This is a genomic window from Streptococcus sp. SP1 (genome assembly GCF_030440005.1).
GTDB lineage: Bacteria > Bacillota > Bacilli > Lactobacillales > Streptococcaceae > Streptococcus > Streptococcus parasanguinis.
This window is the reverse complement of record NZ_JAQFJJ010000007.1, coordinates 39,965-57,544: the sequence shown is the minus strand read 5'-3', so window position 1 is coordinate 57,544 and position 17,580 is coordinate 39,965. Positions and strand designations below refer to the sequence as shown.

The window sequence follows — 17,580 nt, the reverse complement described above, 5'->3', positions numbered from 1 at the left end:
ACATTTTTTCAAATTGATATTTAAACTCTTTTATTATTAAGCCTTTTTCTCAATCAAATACCAACTAGGAATGATTTGCTTCATATCATCATACCATTCTAAAATTTCCTTAGCTTGATTTTGCATTACTGATATTTCTTCAGGTCCGTAAGGTACAGCCCAGGGAAGTGATCCAACTAAGTTATTTAGAATATAGATAGCGAGAAGCTTCCAAAATAAATCCGGAACCTTATGATCAAAATATCCATCTATCATACCAGACGCAAAAGAGGGAGAAACTTGAGCAGACCATACAATACGATTGAATTCCTCCCAAGGATCTCCCAGATCAAATCGATCAAAGTCAATGACATAAATTTTATGATCTTCACCAATCATGAAATTCCCGATGTGATAATCTCCATGTTGGAAAACCTGAGGTCTATCTTTTAACAATTCACGATTTGCATTTAAAAAATCAATAAAGATCTGACCATTTTTATATTGAACGGGACATTCTTTGTATTTGGAGATTTTGTCATCAATTTTTCGATTATAAAAGACCTCCCAATCTTCACGAACTTCTGTAACAGGGAGTGAATGAATTTTTTGAAGGATTCTTCCTGCTTCTACTCCGTAAATGTATTGTTGTTCTTTTGAAACAGTTAAAATGGTTTCTCGAGCATCTTTCCCATCTATCCATTCATGTAAAGAATGTACTTCGTCATCGCATAGTTCTATGTTAATCGGTTTACACATCGGAACTCCAAGAGAAGCTACTTTCTCCATCATATCAAATTCAAATTTTTTAGAATCTAACTTCTCCTTATCAGAAACACGCAAGAAATATTTTTGTTGATTTTGATCTGTCACACAATATTTTTTATCATCTGACCAGCCTTTATTTATGGCTATCTTACTACTAAAATCCATCAATAACTCCTCGATTAACTTTACAACATTACTATATTCTTAACTAATGAAAAGTAATTCGTAGTCCGTCCATTCTTTTACACTTCCTAAAGATACATAAATTTTGACCACGTTCTGAAATTATAATTTCTTCTTAAAGTGAATAATTCTATTTGCCTCCTGAAATCCAATATTGAGATGAAATCTTATAGAATCCGTATTCGTTAAAGTACAGTCACTTGCAAATTCCTTACATCCTTTATTTTTCGCCCATTCCTCACATTTTGTACAGAGATTTTTAGCTATATCCTTTAAACGATATTCCTCGTCGACAATAATCCCTTCTAAGAATCCAACAGGACTATATTTACAACCTTCAACATAATCGAATCTGAGTGAACATAGTGCTAGACCTACAATTGTGTCACCTTCAACTTCAGTAAAGATTGCAGTATTTTTGCCATTCGTATATCTTTTTACTTCATCAATAGCTTCTTTATCGGTCAATTGGGGCCATAATTGTTTCATTAGTTTAGCCGTTTTTATAGAATCTTTTGTTATTCCATCCATATTGATGTTCCTCCGCAAATTACAAGCAAATGTTTCGAATCATGCTGTTACTTTGTTACTCATTGATTGATACCAATACCATCCCCTTCTACTTTTCGACTGTCTCAGATCGGAAGAGCAGATCCACGCACTCAGCGGTTCGGACTTACCGTATCATTTCGTCGGTTTCCTTCCTCATTCTGCGAGTCATATACCCGAGGGCACCTTCTCGACCTTCGGTTTCACCTTGTCGCATGGGCAGATCATCTACTTCTACTTCGCTGATGCCTCGGCTCGTACAAGCAGTGATACTGCCTCAACATGAAACGAGTAAACACTAAGTACGTTAACTCAACCTGTCTGTATGTGGGAACATATCTATGAACCTTTAACGATAGCTTTAGGTTATCGTTAAAAGGTATTACCTCGGCAAACTGGAATTTTCCAGTTCGACAAGCTGGTTTTTAAGCTTTAGTTATCGGAATCCAAAGTTCCATTTTGTAGTCTTTGCTGTGCATATCACCTTCATAGTAATATTCAAAGTCAGGTTTTTCTGAATGAATATAGCCATGCTCAGGGAAGAATACTTCCATTGCATATTTCCACCCGTTATGAATGCACTCCGGAACACTTCCTACTAATTCTACAACTGCATACTCTGCTTCTTCCACTTAAAAAACATCTAAGCCCATACTTGTGGCTTTATCTACATCATTAACGATATAACCAGCCATATAATTTATTGTGCTTGAATTTTCCACATCATGACAAACGCCCATACTTTGATCGCTTCCCAAACTTGCAAGTTCATCGTGGCTATATTTTTTATATAGCTTATTCCATACACTCGGACATAATGATGAATTGATGCTTTGTTCATTTACTCCTGAGACTGCAAAGGCTTGTTTCTTTTGTATTGTAATATTCATGCTTCTTCCTCCTCTTACACTTAGTGCTAATTGCACCCGTGAGACTAATTTGAATGGTTTCCCATTTCTCACCTCCGAAGGAGTAAATCCATGAAAATTTTTAAACGCTGTTCCAAATGAATCTGATGACTCGTATCCGAATTTGAAGGCAACATCAATAATCTTTTCGTTCGTATCTTTTAATATCAGGGCTGCTTCCGTCAATCTTCTGCTTCTCAAATAGTCTGAGAGTGTTGTTTCGGTTAGAATAGAAAACAAGCGGCTGAACATCGAATAAGAGTATCCGGATAACTGAGTTACTTTCTTTTCGTCAATTTCATCATCAAGAACTGTTTCAAGATAATCAATCGTATTGTTAAACGACTTAATAATATTCATTTTGATTCCCCCTTTCTTTTGGTTTATTTTAGTATAGAGGAAGATTTCTTTTCTTACCCTACAGTATCCGTACAAATTTTATAGGCTTCATCTCATAGAAACTTATACCTTGCTAAGTTCAACAAACTGAGCTTGTTTGTCTCATTTAGCTTTCTTGGGTTTCTTTTCTGGCAGTTCCGCATACATACCTTTCAGTAGTTCAGTAATCAAATCCATATCCTCAAATCTGTCGAATGCATACATCAATGTCTTTGAACCCTCATACGGATAACGCAATTCTGAGTCTGCAAGAAGTTTGTCCGATGTCGGCGTTCTCTTTAAAAATAGTTCATTATCGCAAATGTCACCTATCAGCTTACCGTTAAAATATATAAGGTATCCGCCCATCATGGATCTTATGACAATATCACCTGCTGCGGAAAAAATCTCACGAACAAATTCATTAAATTCATTCACTATGATTACCTCCTTCAAAATCAAATATTCCTTACATTATGGCATACTCTTTCCCTATTTATCCCCAAAATTTCAGCAATCCATTTTCATCAAATTGAAAATTTGGTCCCCATGAAACTTCCCAATAGTATCCATCTAAATCCGAAAAATATGCGTGATATCCACCCCAAAAAACTTCCTGTGGCTCTTTTACAATTTTTCCACCTGCTTTTCTTACTAATGCAATTACAGTCTCTACATCTTCTTTATGTTCAACATTGTAGGCTAATGTAATTCCTGAAAATCCATTCCCTTTTGGTGGATTATTTTCATCAATATCTTTTGCTAATTGTTCCAAAGGAAATAGTTCAAACTTTGTTCCTGGAGTATCAAAAAAGCATACTGACGGATTATTTTCTCTGCAATCAGTCTTATATCCTAAACCATCTCTATAAAACTTTATTGACCTTTCCATATCTTTCACACCTAAACAAATACAAGTAATCTTGTTCATCGTTACCTCCTATGAATTCTAATTGTCACTTAATAAATTTACTTGCTAACTTGTATACTTGTTATATCTCTTTACTATTGTTTCTACAATTATTTTAACTATCTAAAAAATCTTTCAAAATTTCAAAAACTTCATTTTGATTCAACAAAATATCATCATTTTGAGGAATAGTTGATATCACAGACTCAAGTTCTATCACAAAACGGTGCATATCTGCTTTCACCGTGTCACTAGAGGTTATATTTGACAGTTTTTCACTCCCTACTAATAGAGCTGTTAATCGAGTAATATCGTTCAAATGTTTTTTTATGGCTTTACTTAAACCTTGAATACCTGTGGCAGAGCGTTCTCTCATATCCAACCAAGCTTTAGCCTTGAAAATAATTAAACCACGATTACTCAACACCGAGTATCCCTGAATGGATTCTTTTTCATGCACCAATATATTATAATAATCCTTATCCAATAATAAGGCCGACAAACTAGCATCTTCATCAAAATGTAAGGGTGTTTCTCTCCCCTCCTTCTTTAATGGGTATTCTGGTAAAATACTAAATAGTTCAATCATAGAAGGAAACTCAGGTTTATTTGTTGTAAATCGAAATAATTGCGCTTTTTCATCCTTCTGACTTCCTTGATATTCTCCCAATTCTAAAAAGTGATTCAAGGTATCATAAAATTCCTTATTTTTTAATTCATCTATGATGACCATATCATAATCTTTTGTTGTCCGACTTTTAAACCCTTGCGAGTCCAATACAATAGAGGTTGCAGTCCCTCCAATCAAAACATAATAGTCTTGAAAATTCGCAAACATTTCTTGAAAAATAGCTTTCGTATTAGCTGGCATCATCTTCTCCTAGATACTGTAATATATTATTTTTAAGTACTTCAATCTCTTCCTCCACACGTGGATCATCATCATCTTTTAAGGTCAAATAAAGAGAAATAGGATCTACAAACTGTCTATCTTGATTTTCTTTAAAATCGTTCCAAAATTCAGATACAAAAGGACTATATCGCCATATCTCTAATACCTTGCCTTCTAAAACATGCTGAGATAATGGCAAGGATAATTTATTGAATTGTCTATGTGATATGACATAGCTACTATTTTCATACGATTCAGCTAAAAAAGTCAAATAGGATAAAGCATAAGTACCACCGTATAGAAGACTAGAAGCAGATTTTATATTCTCTAGATCTACATTGGGCAATAAGAGCCGTTTTTTGATTGGATTAAATAAATAGGACTCTGATTTTAAGAATAATTCTTTCTTTGATGCAGTATAGGTGTAAAGTTTATTTGGCTTATTTAACCAATCTAAAGTTTTAAAAGTCCTCAAGCACCTATAAATCGTTGAGTTTGGAAGTCCAGTTACCTGTGAAAGCATATCAACATCTACTATTTTTTGTCCTTTTGTCAATAAAAAGGCAATCCAAGTTAATTGTTCGCTAGGTGTTAATTCTTTAGATGTTGCAACATCATCATTAGCATTCAATACTAATCCCAATGGAGGAAAAAAGAGATTTCCCTTGAAGTCTACAAAAGGAACTCTAGCTTGAAGGAGTTGTTTTTTTTCAATGTCAGATAGCTTTGAAAATACCAAAATAACGTCCATGCTAGCTTTTTCACCCATAATACGAGCTTGAGTAACAAATGAGTCTAAACTTCCTCTTCTCTTTTCTTTAATCAATAAAAATGACTCCTTATGAAACTTCATTTGGACATATTGAAATCTTTTTTCAAAACTAATTGGTAAAGTTAAAGCTATTTTCTCAACACTTACATTAATATAAAACGATTGAAAAATAGAAATTATCTTTTGAACATTCATTGTTTTTCCTTTTTATCATTTTTTACGTATTTTATCAATTTAAATGATAAAATGCAAGTTTTTTGATAATAAAAAGCGACTTACAAAAACTATAAGTCACCAAAATATTAGAAAATTTCAAGTAAAGACTCTCTGTTTCGTCGTATAAGCAAAACCCATGGCACTATCTGCCTGAGAAAACCGTCTTCCATCAACATTAGTTTCCGATACCAGAAATCAATCATCCGGATAGACCTCCTTAACAAAAGACACATGACCATAAGTAACAAAGGTCCTATGATTGTCACCGACAAATGAGATAATAACTTCAACTCTTGGAATAGAGCCTGTTTCACCACCCAGAATTGCTGTGATTGCCACCATGTCTTGAGCATTTCCCATGGTGTTGATATTAGGAATCTTTTCCCCATTTCTGCCCTTGAATTTTATTCCTAACTGCTTGATCCGAGCTGCTACTTCCCAAGTACACTAGCCATAGCATCGCCACCTCCTGGAAGCAAGTTATCATAAAGCTCCCTTCGAACACTTTCCAAAGCCTTAGAATCACTTTGGACTGCGCCTTCGCTTGCCTGACAAAAGCCCTTTTCAATCTGATAATACCACTCTATCTCTCTTGTTTGGCCTACTAGTAACTTGTCTCCTGAATTACCCTCCCAGTAGGTTAGAAATAGCTGGACGAGACACCCGTATTTCCAAAGAAATCATTAAGCCAATTGGTATAATGGGGATTGTCCTCCCCCAAAAGCTCTAGACGAGTTTTAAGAAGTGCATAAGCCACCTTGACTTTCAGCTTCATGTCCTTATGCTGTTCATCCTCCAAAAGAATCTTTATGAGCTTGTAAAAGCGCTCAGACTTTTGATATTGATTTACTGTAATCCATTTCATGAGATACCTACACACTCTTTTTCTCCAATTCACCACTTGGTTGGATTTGAACCAAGCCACTCTTTTCCAAATCAGCCATCACAGTTGTTGCTTCAACAATATCCAGGTCCATTCGTCGGACTATATAAGAAATCACGATATGATGTGATGACTGCATTTTTTCTACAAAATTTCTCCTTAAACGCAAAAAAAATCGAGAACCATATAGAATAGTTCTCGGTTGAGATATAAATATTTATTGTTGTATTCATTTATCCGATATGTGAACGATATCCACATATACATTTACTTCTATGTACCATTTTAGGACTTTTTTGATGTCAAAATTGCCTTTATCTACAAAGACAAAACGCTTGAAATAAAAGATTTTCATCCTTTTACTCTTCGCAACAACGCTACTGCCTCAGTATGATGCGTTTATGGGACTCAAATGGTTTGGGGAGTTTAAAGCTCCAGTGGAGCTTTGAAACCTCTCGCCTTGAAATGAAAAAGCGAGATGTTTAACTAAGTTTCTATAACAAACTCACATATTCTAATTGAAACGAGTGCTCACTAAGTATGTCAGGTAGTCTTGTCTGTATCTGAAAACATATTCACATACCTTTTAATGATTAAATAAGGCTATCGTTAAAAGGTATTACCTAGACAAACTAGAATTTGTTCATTTCATTAAATCAGCTATTTCTTTCTTCCCATACGCCTTTACATTCTGAATTACATTCTGTTTCCTCTTTATTGATTCAAACAATGATATATCTAGTACGTTTGCGAATTCTTCAAACTGAATCTGCCCGATTCTTCTTATTTCTTTAAGTTTCTCAGCATCTCTTACCTTTCTCTCTGCCTCACTTTTTGGGTATCCTTGCCCAAATGGCTCCGAGAAAAGAGCTTCTATTGTTCTTTCGAGATTTTCAGTACCTGACCATGTATAATCTTCACCTAATGGTAATGATATCGCATTTCCATTATTAATCTGAGCAAATAAATAGGCATCATTCGGTGTAGGTGCATACCCGCAAATGACATCAGGCATACTATTACAAACAAGCATCATTCCTTGTCCGGAAGAACAGCCCGTAACAACGAAATCAACTGTCCTACTTGCCAACAAGATACCTACAAGAATAGAAATCTCTATATACGAATATTTTTCATTTTCTTCTATCGTACAGCCAAAATTTATAACCTCAGATTTCTTTGGAGCGTACTTTACTACAGCATCATAGATTATTTGATTTTTGGGCGCTTGTGAACTTGCTTGAATAACTCCGATTCTCATACTCCCCCCTACAACTTCTAATTAATTATTTCTTTTTCTTTGGTTTTGGTGCCAGTAATTCATCATACATTGAATTGAACAAGCCTTTGTTTTCTACAGTTTATTTACTTAGCGAGTTCAACTTTTGACATCAATCCAACAAATTCACACACTCAGCGGTTCGGACTTATCGTATCATTTCGTCGGTTTCCCTCCTCATTCTACGAGTCCTATCCCATGGGCAGATCTTCTACTTCTAATTTGCTTATGCCTCAGCTCGTACAAGCAGTGATACCGCCTTAACATGATGCGTCTGTGAGACTCAAAAGGTTTGGGTGAACCTTTTGAGGATTATCTGCATTTCACTAACAAGCTTACACACTCGGCGGTTCGGACTTACCGTATCATTTCGTCGGTCCCCCTCCTCATTCTACGAGTCCTATCGCATGGGCAGATCATCTACTTCTAATTCGCTGATGCCTCAGCTCGTACAAGTAGTGATACTGCCTCAACATGCTCATTATTGTCCAAACTTATATTTAAATCTTCATCGATGATAGGAAGTTTAAAAGTAATTGATTTTAGCCATTGCCCATTCGGTTGCTTTTCTTCGTAAATTTGAATTTCAGAAATCAATGATGTAATTAACTGCCTACGCTCTACATCATTCATTACATTGTAGAGTTTATCAAAATAAATCAGAACCTTATATATATTGTCTCCTGTAAGTTTTTCAGCTTCAATAGTTTGTTTCTTTGCTTTCGCATCAATTAACAGCGACTCTAATTCTTCAATTTTGTCATACATACGATAGAGTCTATCATCTAAGTCCTGTTTTCTTCGCTTATAGTGCCTATCATCAACATCTAAATTATCGATTTCCTCAATTAGCTTAAATTTTGTGGAATGGCTTTTTCGCAGTTCTTTTTGATAATTATCTATTTCTTTTTCTATTTCAGAGGTATCCACCTTCATGTTGATTTTTTCTTGCATCATAGAAGCAAATTTGGGATTGCTTACTATCTTTATAATTACCTCAGCAACTGCGTCATCTAACAATTCTTCTCTGATCTGCTTACTGAAAGTACACTTATGACCTCTTATCATCTGCCTATGTTTACAGCCATAATAATAAAAATCTTTATACTTTGTACCATCTTTCTTTTTCTTGATACACTTGTTTCCAAACATTCCCACTTCACATATCGGGCATTTTACAATTCCTGATAACAAATGAGTTCTAACATCTTTTCCCTTATTCACATGCTCATATTTCTTTGCTTGAGATTTTAACTTAACCTGAGCAGCCTGCCACAACTCATCAGAAATTATTGCTTCATGAATACCTTCAGCTATTAAATATTCATCTTGTTCAACTTGCTTATATTCATTTCTTGTACCATGAACTTTTTCTAAAGTTCTTCTTCCAAAGGCTATCTTCCCGTTATATACCGGATTCTTTAATATCTTTCTTATAAGACCCGCATCAAATAATGGATTTTTCCCATTCTGTCTTGGAATTTTTCTTATTCCATGATTTTCTAGGTATTTAGAAAGTCCATTCGCTCCAATGGTTGTGTTAACATATTGATCGAAAATAGTTCTTATAGCTACAGCTTCTTCTTCATTGATAAACAGTTTTCCATCGACAAGCTGATACCCATACGGGGCAAACCCTCCGTTCCATTTTCCCTCTCTTGCCTTTTGAATGCGACCTTCCATTGTTTGAACACGAATGTTTTCTCTTTCAATTTCAGCAACAGCTGATAAAACTGAAATCATCAATTTGCCTGCATCTTTGGATGAATCAATCCCATCCTCAACACAAATTAAATTGACTCCAAAATCTTGCATTGTTTGTAGAGTTGATAAAACATCAGCAGCATTTCTTGCAAATCTCGATAATTTAAATACAAGAACGAAAGACACTCCATCCTTTCCGGTTTTTATATCTTCCATCATACGAGTAAACTGAACTCTACCTTCTATAGATTTTCCAGACTTACCTGCATCTTCGTATTCACCAACAATCTCATAATCATTATAGAGAGCAAAAGCCTTCATTCTTGATTTTTGTGCCTCTAAAGAATAACCGTCTATCTGTATTGATGTAGATACTCTTGTATAGAGGTATACTTTTATTTTTTCTTTTGACATAGCATTAACCTCAATATCCTTTTTTCTATATCTTTATATTTATACCAATTATGGTTTGGACTCATATATCAAGTATATTATATCACTTTTATTACTTATTCTCAATCTGCGTTTTTGCCATGTCAAATTTATTTTTACCTTCTGTACTTTTTACTGGAGTTGGATTTGGAAGATTATCTAAATCTAAAACTCCAGCATACTTTGTAATCAGATTTGCTATCAAATCAGCCAATCCATTCCAGCCATTATCCACTAATACACCCCCTCCGATTTAAATTCTTTATAATCAAGTATTATTTTTCTTACTAAGTTTTATGACATTGGTAGGTGCATTGGCTGCTACATAGGAATCTCACCTCTGCCCCTTATTCCAGACGAGGCAGCTTAAACTATTGAAGTATCATTATCACTACTTGTATCATCGAACAGATTGCCACCTCTGTTTTTTATGTATTCTTATTTACCGCTCGCTTTCTTGTATCCTTGGTTAACCCAGTATTCATAAAACCGAAATTACTTTCAGCAGAAAGGTCATGGCGTAAGTCATAATTCTCCACAAGTAGATAAAGTCCTACCTTGGTCTATTCAATTGTCAAAGAGCAATATTTGAAAGGGATTGTTTTCTTTGCATTTTCCTATTTGCCATAAGCAGGCGTATCTCTTACCCAAAAAAAGTAAATGAGGTCAAACTCCCCTTCACTTTACATAAGGAAAATTTGACCCCTTTGGTTACCGAAGTTTTAAAGTTCTTCGATATTTTTTTTTAGCTTTTCAAGAATTTTGTTTCTTCTTTTGATTAAAGCTGGATGTGTAATACTTTTGAGCTTTGCCACTGAACGAACCGTTTCATCATTGAAATATAAGCGTTCAATAATATCTCTTTCTTCTGCATTGAGCCTTGATATAGCATTTCTGACTGCTTCAATCATCATCTGTGTTTCCACAATCTTTTCTACATCAACGCTTTCATCAATAATGCTATCTGCAAAATGTCCGTCATGATCCAATGATGAAAAAAAGAGCAAGTGGTTTTTCTTATCCACCTGCTCTAAATACTTTTCGTGTTCTTTTTCTCGCCAGTAGACTTTATATATCTGCTCGCTGACTTTAACCCTTTGTCCGTTGACATAAAGGTAATATTCTTTTGACATTTTATTTCCTCCATTTCTTTTTTGTCTGCGTTTTTAGACAAAAAAAGGAGGACTTCTACACTTAGGCATACGAAGTCCTCTAAAACGGAAGAATAAGAATACTTCTTTAGCTACACTTACGTGTTTCAGCTTGTATCTGAAACAATAATCTACTATAGAGATTATTGAAAAGAGGAATGTTTTGTTTCTTTGGTATTTCTAACATTAGATGTTTAGATTCTTTCATATTTGTTTCCTCCATTTTATCAATAATCTAAATAGTCAATATCTTTATCTTCTTCATACATAATTGATTTTTATTCATTTTTTTTAGTTTCTATTCTATCAAATAGTTTGATAATCTCAGAATCCGAAAATCCTAAGGCATATAGTTTTTCAAACAATATTTTTGTTAGCCTGTTCAAATGCTGATTTCTTAACTCAATTATTTTCTTCTCACTTTCAGTAACAAAATATCCTTTACTTCCACGACTAACAATCAACCCCTCTTTCTCAAGAATTTTTAATGCTTTTTGGACGGTTGCAGGATTACATTCTTCCATCTCTGCTAAAGTCCTTATGGGAGGCATCTGTTGCCCCGGTACATACTTACCTCTTAAAATAGTTGCTCTTATCACAGATGTTATTTGTAAATATGGATACATATTCACTTAACCTTTTTATTTTTCCTTCCTCGTATAAATTTCCAATAAGCAGAATACGGAATAACCGTAGTAAACAGAAGATAATATTTATTAGCAAACATATCAGGGGTTCCTTTTGCATTGAAATGAACAGGAATTTCCTCCGGGAGAAATATGCAAATAATAAATATTACAACAATCATTAACATCAAGACCAAGACATCTTTTAACAGTCCAACTTTCATACAATTTTCCCTCCTTAAACTAAATAAAATTTGACTTGCTAACTTTTATATAAACTTCACTTGAAATAACAAGTAAAGTAACTGATATTATCTGCAAAACCGGTGTTATCGGAAGATTTAAAAACCAATTAAGAAAAATTGGTGTAATGAGTGCAATTATCCCGACAAGCCCAGACACAATAACAGGCAGGCTCTGCTTTACAACCATCATCTCGCTTTCCCATTCATAATTTGGATACTTTTTATTTAGGGAAATTCCTATCACTGTTATAAAGATCGAATAGCATATAGGAACAATTATTAGGTTAATAACTTGAATAAAGTTCATATCAAGTTTTAGCGTAAATGCAAATATGGAAATCATATACCCAATCAAATGAAGTGTAAGGTTTACAGCTATCTTGGAATTTAAGATCATTTTTACCTTAACAGGAGAGCTTTGCAAAATCCAAATGTTTTTTCCTTCTAAAGATATCGCTGAAGCTGCCGGGCAACTGAGCGAGAGCATAGATGCAATAAATAATGGAGCAAAATTTGAGAGATATTCATTTATATTTTCTATCCCTGAAGACTCTCCTATTTGTTCTACAGAATTAAAAAGCAAAAATATACTAAAAACACATAAAAGTATTACACCAAGGCCTGCATTCAAGACCGCCATGTACGAGCTTAAAAAGCGTCCCATTTCTTTTTTATACAAGGCAAGAAATATCGATTTTCTATTATAAGATTTTTTGTTATCAGAATATCTTGATGTTGTTTTAGCAAGAGTATTAAGCAATCCATACTTCATCGCAACAATTTTTACAAATATATAAAAAACTGCTGTTGAAAAAACAATAAATAATCCCATTCCAATATACATTGGAAAATTTGTGTGTTGCACGAATAACCCGGATATTGGGTACAGTTCTGTAATTTGCTTAGAAAGCATGATCTCAATGCTGTCTTCATTACCTGATTTCATAGCTGACACTGCAATATATCCAATTATGCCTATCATTGCAAATGAAAAGATTAGAGCAATAACATTTTTCCTCTTAAAATAAGATGAAACAGCCACAACAATCATTCCCATACATGCTGCTATGCACATAGGTATCAATGGAACAAAAATCATGGAGGTAAAATACAATATAATCTGTAATACATTTAAGCTTCCGTTTAACGCCCAAACAATGCCCCCCGGAAGCATAAATATGAATCCTATTAAAAAGTTCAATAAATACATAAACATAAACTTGCTACTTATAATGTCTGAGCTTTTTAAAGGTAGCGATAAAAGCGTTTCTATATCACGACTACCAAATAAAATTCCATTAGAATAAAATATTGTCAAAAATAATATTGAAAAACTTGATACCGCAACCATATAAGCCGGTATCAATTCCTGCTGTCCAACTTGTACCAGTGTTTTGGCTGTCATAATATTATAGACACAGAAAAATATAGCAAGAGTTATTATTCCAAAACTTGCAATAACAACAGAGCTTTGCTTTTTATTTCTCGGCTCTCTAATTTCGTTGATTGGAAAAAAATTTATCAATTGGGCTCTAATTAGTATCCAAATTTTGCTCATTATCTTGTACCTCCATGAAAAAAGTTTCCAAAGTTTTATCACCTTTGACTTCTTCTGTATTTCCGCTTGCAATTAACTTTCCATTTTTTATAATTGCAATTTTATTACATAATTTTTCTGCAACATCCAAAACATGTGTTGAAAAGAAAATAGCTCCTCCATCTGACACGCATTCGTGCATCACTTTCTTTAGTAGAAAAGCCGCTTTTGGATCAAGTCCTACAAAAGGTTCATCTAAAATTAGTAACTTTGGAGAATGCACCAGTGCAGAAATAATCGCTGTTCGTTGCTTCATACCATGTGAATACGAAGATATCATCCCCGAAAGATGCTTAGTCATTTCAAATAAATCACTATATTTTTGAATTCTTTCTCTGCGTATTTCAGTAGAAATTTCAAATAAATCTGCAATAAAATTGATGTACTGAAAACCCGTCATATGTTCATATAAGTCTGGATTATCCGGAATGTATGCCATCATTTTTTTACAAATAACAGGCTCCTCTTTAATGGAATGCCCATTAATCGTTATACTTCCATTCTCAAAATCATGAATCCCAACTACTGCTTTTATTGTTGTAGTTTTTCCAGCTCCATTTGCACCAATGAATCCATAAATATCTCCAGACTGTACTGAAATGGATAGGTTATCAACAACTTTTTTGTCTCCATAAAATTTGCTAAAATTATTTATCTCTAACATGCTTTTACCTCCATTGACATTTTGTCAGTTATTATTTGAAATAATACCGATAGCTTGTTTAGCATTAGCTATCGGAACATTATTATTTTTACAAACATTCTATTCTTTTTCAATTGCTAAAGAGTTTTTTTGCATTTAAGCTTTGTTCAAGCATTATCTTAAATGCGTTTAAATACTCATTGACAGACTCTTTTTTTGAATATCTTATACTTATGTTATTTGAAACAAAAACATAAGCTGTCATAAGAAATTCCGCTGTTTCAGACGGATATTTTACAAAAAGTGTTTTTTCTGATATTCCTTGGTTTATTATCCTTTCAAAATATATTGTCAGTTTTTCAATAATCTTATGGGATAACTTATCTATCATATATCGATTTTCTTCAAGATCAACTGTTTTTTGTAACTCTGTTCCCTCTGCTGAAATATTTTCCGAAGATATAATTGTGGCATCTATAAAAGCTCTAATTTTTTCAACGGCGGTTTTACCTTCATCATAGACAATAACATGAATATCTTTCAATAATTTATCTGTATATTGTTCCACAAGACAATATAAGATATCTTCTTTATTCTTAAAGTGATAGTACAGCAAGCCTCTTGATATATTTACTTTGTCAACAATATCCTGAGTTGTTGTATTAGTATACCCTTGCTCTATAAAGAGTAGCATTGCAGCATCCATAATTTCAGCACGTCGTATTTCCGGTTCTTTCACATCTCGCATTTTATCCCTCCTATTTAAAGGATATCACTCAACTGACAATTTGTCAATTGTGTTTTATCATTTCTCTTGAATTTTATGGTATAATATATTTACAATTTTAGAAAAATGCTTAATGCTTGCTTGACTTTTGTAGCAAGCACAGTAAGTGTACGGACACTTACGGAAAATTGACGAAGCAGCCCTTGGGGATCTGCTTCTTTTTTTATCAATTTTTAGCTTGTTAGGGAGAACCCTAAGACCCCGAAATACATTCAAAGGAGGAACTAACTATGGCAAATAGAATAAGAAACGAAAGACTTGAAATTAAACTAACTGAAGAAGAAAAGGCTCTTTTTGAAGAGAAAAAAAGATTTGCGAAGTGTAGAAACATGAGCCATTTCATCCGCAAATGCGTTTTGGAAAAGGAAATTTATCAAGTGGATTTAGAGCCTTTCAGAGATTTACAAGGCTTACTTTCTAATGCAACAAACAACATCAATCAGATTGCAAAGCGAGTAAATTCGACAGGTGTAATCTACAAAGAGGACATAGGTGATATAAAAAAAGAGATTGAACATTTCTCAAAAGAGCTGTGGCAAATTCATTCACTACTTCTGAAAAGAACATCTGAAACGGAAGGTGAATAATAATGGCTATTACAAAAATACACCCAATAAAATCGACTCTTAATCTTGCTATCGACTACATTGTAAATGGAGATAAAACAGACGAGCAGCTTTTAGTAAGCACTCATAAATGCCACGAATCAACTGCTCACACTCAGTTTTTAAGGACACGAAATGACGCAGGAACAAAAGGAACCGTTCTTGCAAGACATCTCATTCAATCCTTTTTACCGGGAGAAACAAGCCCTGAATTGGCTCACCAGATTGGTATGGAGCTGTGTAAAAAGATACTCAAAGATGAGTACGAATTTGTCTTATCTACTCACGTAGATAAGGGGCATATCCACAATCACATCATCTTCAATAATGTAAATATGGTAACAGGTAGGTGCTACCAGTCTAACAAGAAAAGCTACCACCAAATCCGTTATCAGAGTGATAAACTCTGCAAAGAAAATAGCCTATCTGTCATTGACGAGTTTTACGAAAGCTATAAGAAAAAATATAAGATTAACGGTAAATCTTGGTATGAAAACGAACAGGCAAAGCATGGCACTTCTTGGAAAAGTAAACTTCAATTTGACATTGATAGAATAATAAAACAGTCAAAGGACTGGGACGAATTTTTAAAGAAGATGGCTGATCTTGGCTATGAAATCAAATACGGTAAGCACATTGCTTTTAAGCCAAAAGATAAGGCGAGATTTACAAGGACTAAAACAATCGGAGAAGATTATACCGAGGAAAGATTAAAAGAACGAATTGCAGAAAGAGAGTTTATCAAGACTCCCGACGTCAAAAAACGCATCGGCAATGTTATTGACATGAACACCAATGCAAAGGTAAAGGAAAGCAAAGGCTACGAATATTGGGCAACCAAACATAACCTTCATACAATGGCTGAGTCTGTTATTTGTATCAGAGAACATGGCATTAAATCCGTTAAACAGCTTGACGAGTATATTCAAAAAGCAGCAGATGAAAGGCAAAATATACAAGAGAAAATCAAGGCTATTGATAAGGAAATGCAGAAGCTTTCCACCACTATGGAGCAAGTTCAAACCGTTAAAAAATACAGAGCGTGCTACAAGGAATATACTGCTAATCCGTCTGACAAGGCATTTTTTGAAGAGTACAAAGCTCAGATTACCCTATATGAAAATGCTCTCTCAGAGCTTAAAAAATCTTATTCCAAGCTCCCAAATTCAAAGGATATTTTAGCTGAGCTTGATAAATTACAAGAAAAAAAGAATAGCCTTATGCAAGAGTATTCTTCCTCAAAATCCACTATGGACGAGCTTTATAAGATACGAAAAAATTACGGAATTTATATGGATAAGGAGATGGAGAGATAATCTTTGTCTCCTTTTTTCGCAAATAAAAAAAGAGTCGGTGCAGTCCCAAGACCACACCGACCATAAGTTTATCTCTCTGCTTCTTTTGATGTTTCTTTCTTTTCTTTAGGCTTTTCCTTATCTTCAGCCTGATATTTTTTGATAGCTCCAAGTACAGACTCTTTCTTTTCTTCTTGCCCTTTCATCTGTTCTTTTGCCTTTAACAGTTTTGAAGAAAGTACCCTGATGTTGGTATGTTCTTTACCGTTGTCATCAACAGAAGTTCTGATTTGTCCAAAAAGCTTAACAAAATCTCCCTGCTTAAAGTCCTTTGGAATATCACTCTTTTCTCCGTATGCAGAGCAATTATGATATACTTTATCTCCTTCATCATTTTTTGAAACAACGGAGAAATTCGCCACCTTAAAGGTTTCTCCGTTCTTATTCTCCCTTTCAACTATATCGACCTTTTCTACAATATTTCCAACGATATTGACAAGGTTATCTTTTTCTGTCTGTACATAAGGCAGGTCTTTTATCTGCCCCTGTTCTCTTAATTCTTCAATCATATAGTCAAATTCCTCATGTAGCAAATTAACGGTGTCATTGTCCATATAAGCGTCATATAGCTTGTCCAAAGCACTTTCATCATTGATGCCTTTTTCCATGCTTATAATCGCCTTTACAAAGTCCTTGTGGTTATCATTTACCATATCTTCTATTTGATTTCTCATTGCTTTGTAATCCATGTTTTTATCTCCTTTCATGGCAAAAGGGA

At 34.2% G+C, this 17,580-nt stretch carries 19 protein-coding genes and 5 pseudogenes; 2 read left to right on the top strand and 22 right to left on the bottom strand.

What is annotated here, in order from left to right:
• Positions 1-36 precede the first annotated feature (36 nt).
• The 21 genes and pseudogenes from PCY07_RS05030 to PCY07_RS04930 form a co-directional block, all read right to left on the bottom strand.
• Positions 37-912 carry a phosphotransferase gene (locus PCY07_RS05030; protein ID WP_195311484.1) on the bottom strand — a complete coding sequence of 292 codons (876 nt, stop codon included), beginning with the start codon at positions 910-912 and terminating at the stop codon, positions 37-39.
• A 120-nt stretch (positions 913-1,032) separates the two neighbouring features.
• Entirely contained in the window at positions 1,033-1,461 is a 429-nt protein-coding gene (gene aac(6'), locus PCY07_RS05025) for an aminoglycoside 6'-N-acetyltransferase (protein WP_002912789.1), read from the bottom strand.
• A 443-nt stretch (positions 1,462-1,904) separates the two neighbouring features.
• Positions 1,905-2,747 (bottom strand): annotated as a pseudogene (locus tag PCY07_RS05020) (GyrI-like domain-containing protein).
• A 141-nt stretch (positions 2,748-2,888) separates the two neighbouring features.
• A complete protein-coding gene (locus PCY07_RS05015; RefSeq protein WP_006153684.1) occupies positions 2,889-3,203 on the bottom strand; it encodes a TfoX/Sxy family protein in 315 nt (104 codons plus the stop codon).
• 58 nt (positions 3,204-3,261) lie between these two features.
• Positions 3,262-3,696 (bottom strand): VOC family protein, encoded by a 435-nt coding sequence (locus PCY07_RS05010; RefSeq protein ID WP_195311483.1) that lies wholly within the window; start codon positions 3,694-3,696, stop codon positions 3,262-3,264.
• Between the two features lie 94 nt (positions 3,697-3,790).
• Positions 3,791-4,051 carry a hypothetical protein gene (locus PCY07_RS05005; protein ID WP_301356092.1) on the bottom strand — a complete coding sequence of 87 codons (261 nt, stop codon included), beginning with the start codon at positions 4,049-4,051 and terminating at the stop codon, positions 3,791-3,793.
• 30 nt (positions 4,052-4,081) lie between these two features.
• Positions 4,082-4,546, bottom strand: a pseudogene (locus tag PCY07_RS05000) (hypothetical protein); the annotation flags it as partial.
• Positions 4,536-5,534, bottom strand: coding sequence for a hypothetical protein (locus PCY07_RS04995; RefSeq protein WP_301356040.1), 999 nt, complete (start codon positions 5,532-5,534; stop codon positions 4,536-4,538). The pseudogene PCY07_RS05000 and the gene PCY07_RS04995, both read right to left, overlap by 11 nt.
• A gap of 117 nt (positions 5,535-5,651) precedes the next feature.
• Positions 5,652-6,288: pseudogene (locus tag PCY07_RS04990) on the bottom strand (CHAP domain-containing protein); the annotation flags it as partial.
• Positions 6,277-6,420, bottom strand: a pseudogene (locus PCY07_RS04985) (replication initiator protein A); the annotation flags it as partial. The pseudogenes PCY07_RS04985 and PCY07_RS04990, both read right to left, overlap by 12 nt.
• A 7-nt stretch (positions 6,421-6,427) precedes the next feature.
• A complete protein-coding gene (locus tag PCY07_RS04980) occupies positions 6,428-6,577 on the bottom strand; it encodes a hypothetical protein (RefSeq protein WP_301356042.1) in 150 nt (49 codons plus the stop codon).
• Between the two features lie 504 nt (positions 6,578-7,081).
• Entirely contained in the window at positions 7,082-7,699 is a 618-nt protein-coding gene (locus PCY07_RS04975; protein ID WP_301356044.1) for an RpiB/LacA/LacB family sugar-phosphate isomerase, read from the bottom strand.
• A gap of 25 nt (positions 7,700-7,724) precedes the next feature.
• Positions 7,725-7,796 (bottom strand): annotated as a pseudogene (locus PCY07_RS04970) (competence protein TfoX); the annotation flags it as partial.
• A gap of 347 nt (positions 7,797-8,143) precedes the next feature.
• The gene (locus tag PCY07_RS04965) at positions 8,144-9,835 is read right to left on the bottom strand and encodes a recombinase family protein (protein WP_301356046.1); all 1,692 of its coding nucleotides are present in this window, start codon (positions 9,833-9,835) and stop codon (positions 8,144-8,146) included.
• A 91-nt stretch (positions 9,836-9,926) separates the two neighbouring features.
• Complete coding sequence (locus PCY07_RS04960; RefSeq protein ID WP_301356048.1) at positions 9,927-10,088, bottom strand: hypothetical protein; 162 nt, start codon at positions 10,086-10,088, stop codon at positions 9,927-9,929.
• Positions 10,089-10,575: 487 nt separating this feature from the next.
• Entirely contained in the window at positions 10,576-10,986 is a 411-nt protein-coding gene (locus PCY07_RS04955; protein WP_301356050.1) for a sigma-70 family RNA polymerase sigma factor, read from the bottom strand.
• Between the two features lie 296 nt (positions 10,987-11,282).
• Complete coding sequence (locus tag PCY07_RS04950) at positions 11,283-11,630, bottom strand: GntR family transcriptional regulator (protein WP_223339681.1); 348 nt, start codon at positions 11,628-11,630, stop codon at positions 11,283-11,285.
• A gap of 2 nt (positions 11,631-11,632) precedes the next feature.
• Positions 11,633-11,854, bottom strand: a complete 222-nt coding sequence (locus PCY07_RS04945; RefSeq protein WP_125411856.1) for a DUF1648 domain-containing protein — start codon at positions 11,852-11,854, stop codon at positions 11,633-11,635.
• Between the two features lie 19 nt (positions 11,855-11,873).
• Positions 11,874-13,433 (bottom strand): hypothetical protein, encoded by a 1,560-nt coding sequence (locus PCY07_RS04940; protein WP_301356054.1) that lies wholly within the window; start codon positions 13,431-13,433, stop codon positions 11,874-11,876.
• Complete coding sequence (locus PCY07_RS04935; protein ID WP_125411854.1) at positions 13,408-14,136, bottom strand: ABC transporter ATP-binding protein; 729 nt, start codon at positions 14,134-14,136, stop codon at positions 13,408-13,410. The genes PCY07_RS04940 and PCY07_RS04935 overlap by 26 nt, the downstream gene beginning before the upstream one ends.
• Positions 14,137-14,245: 109 nt before the next feature.
• Entirely contained in the window at positions 14,246-14,863 is a 618-nt protein-coding gene (locus PCY07_RS04930) for a TetR/AcrR family transcriptional regulator (protein ID WP_301356055.1), read from the bottom strand.
• Between the two features lie 269 nt (positions 14,864-15,132).
• On the opposite strand from PCY07_RS04930, the gene mobC reads away from it, so the two are divergent.
• Positions 15,133-15,489, top strand: coding sequence for a plasmid mobilization relaxosome protein MobC (mobC, locus tag PCY07_RS04925; RefSeq protein ID WP_301356058.1), 357 nt, complete (start codon positions 15,133-15,135; stop codon positions 15,487-15,489).
• Between the two features lie 2 nt (positions 15,490-15,491).
• Positions 15,492-16,823 carry a relaxase/mobilization nuclease domain-containing protein gene (locus tag PCY07_RS04920; protein WP_301356059.1) on the top strand — a complete coding sequence of 444 codons (1,332 nt, stop codon included), beginning with the start codon at positions 15,492-15,494 and terminating at the stop codon, positions 16,821-16,823.
• A 68-nt stretch (positions 16,824-16,891) separates the two neighbouring features.
• On the opposite strand, the gene PCY07_RS04915 is transcribed toward PCY07_RS04920, so the two are convergent.
• Positions 16,892-17,551: a DNA-binding protein gene (locus PCY07_RS04915; RefSeq protein ID WP_301356060.1), complete on the bottom strand. Its 660-nt coding sequence runs from the start codon at positions 17,549-17,551 to the stop codon at positions 16,892-16,894.
• Positions 17,552-17,580: the final 29 nt, after the last annotated feature.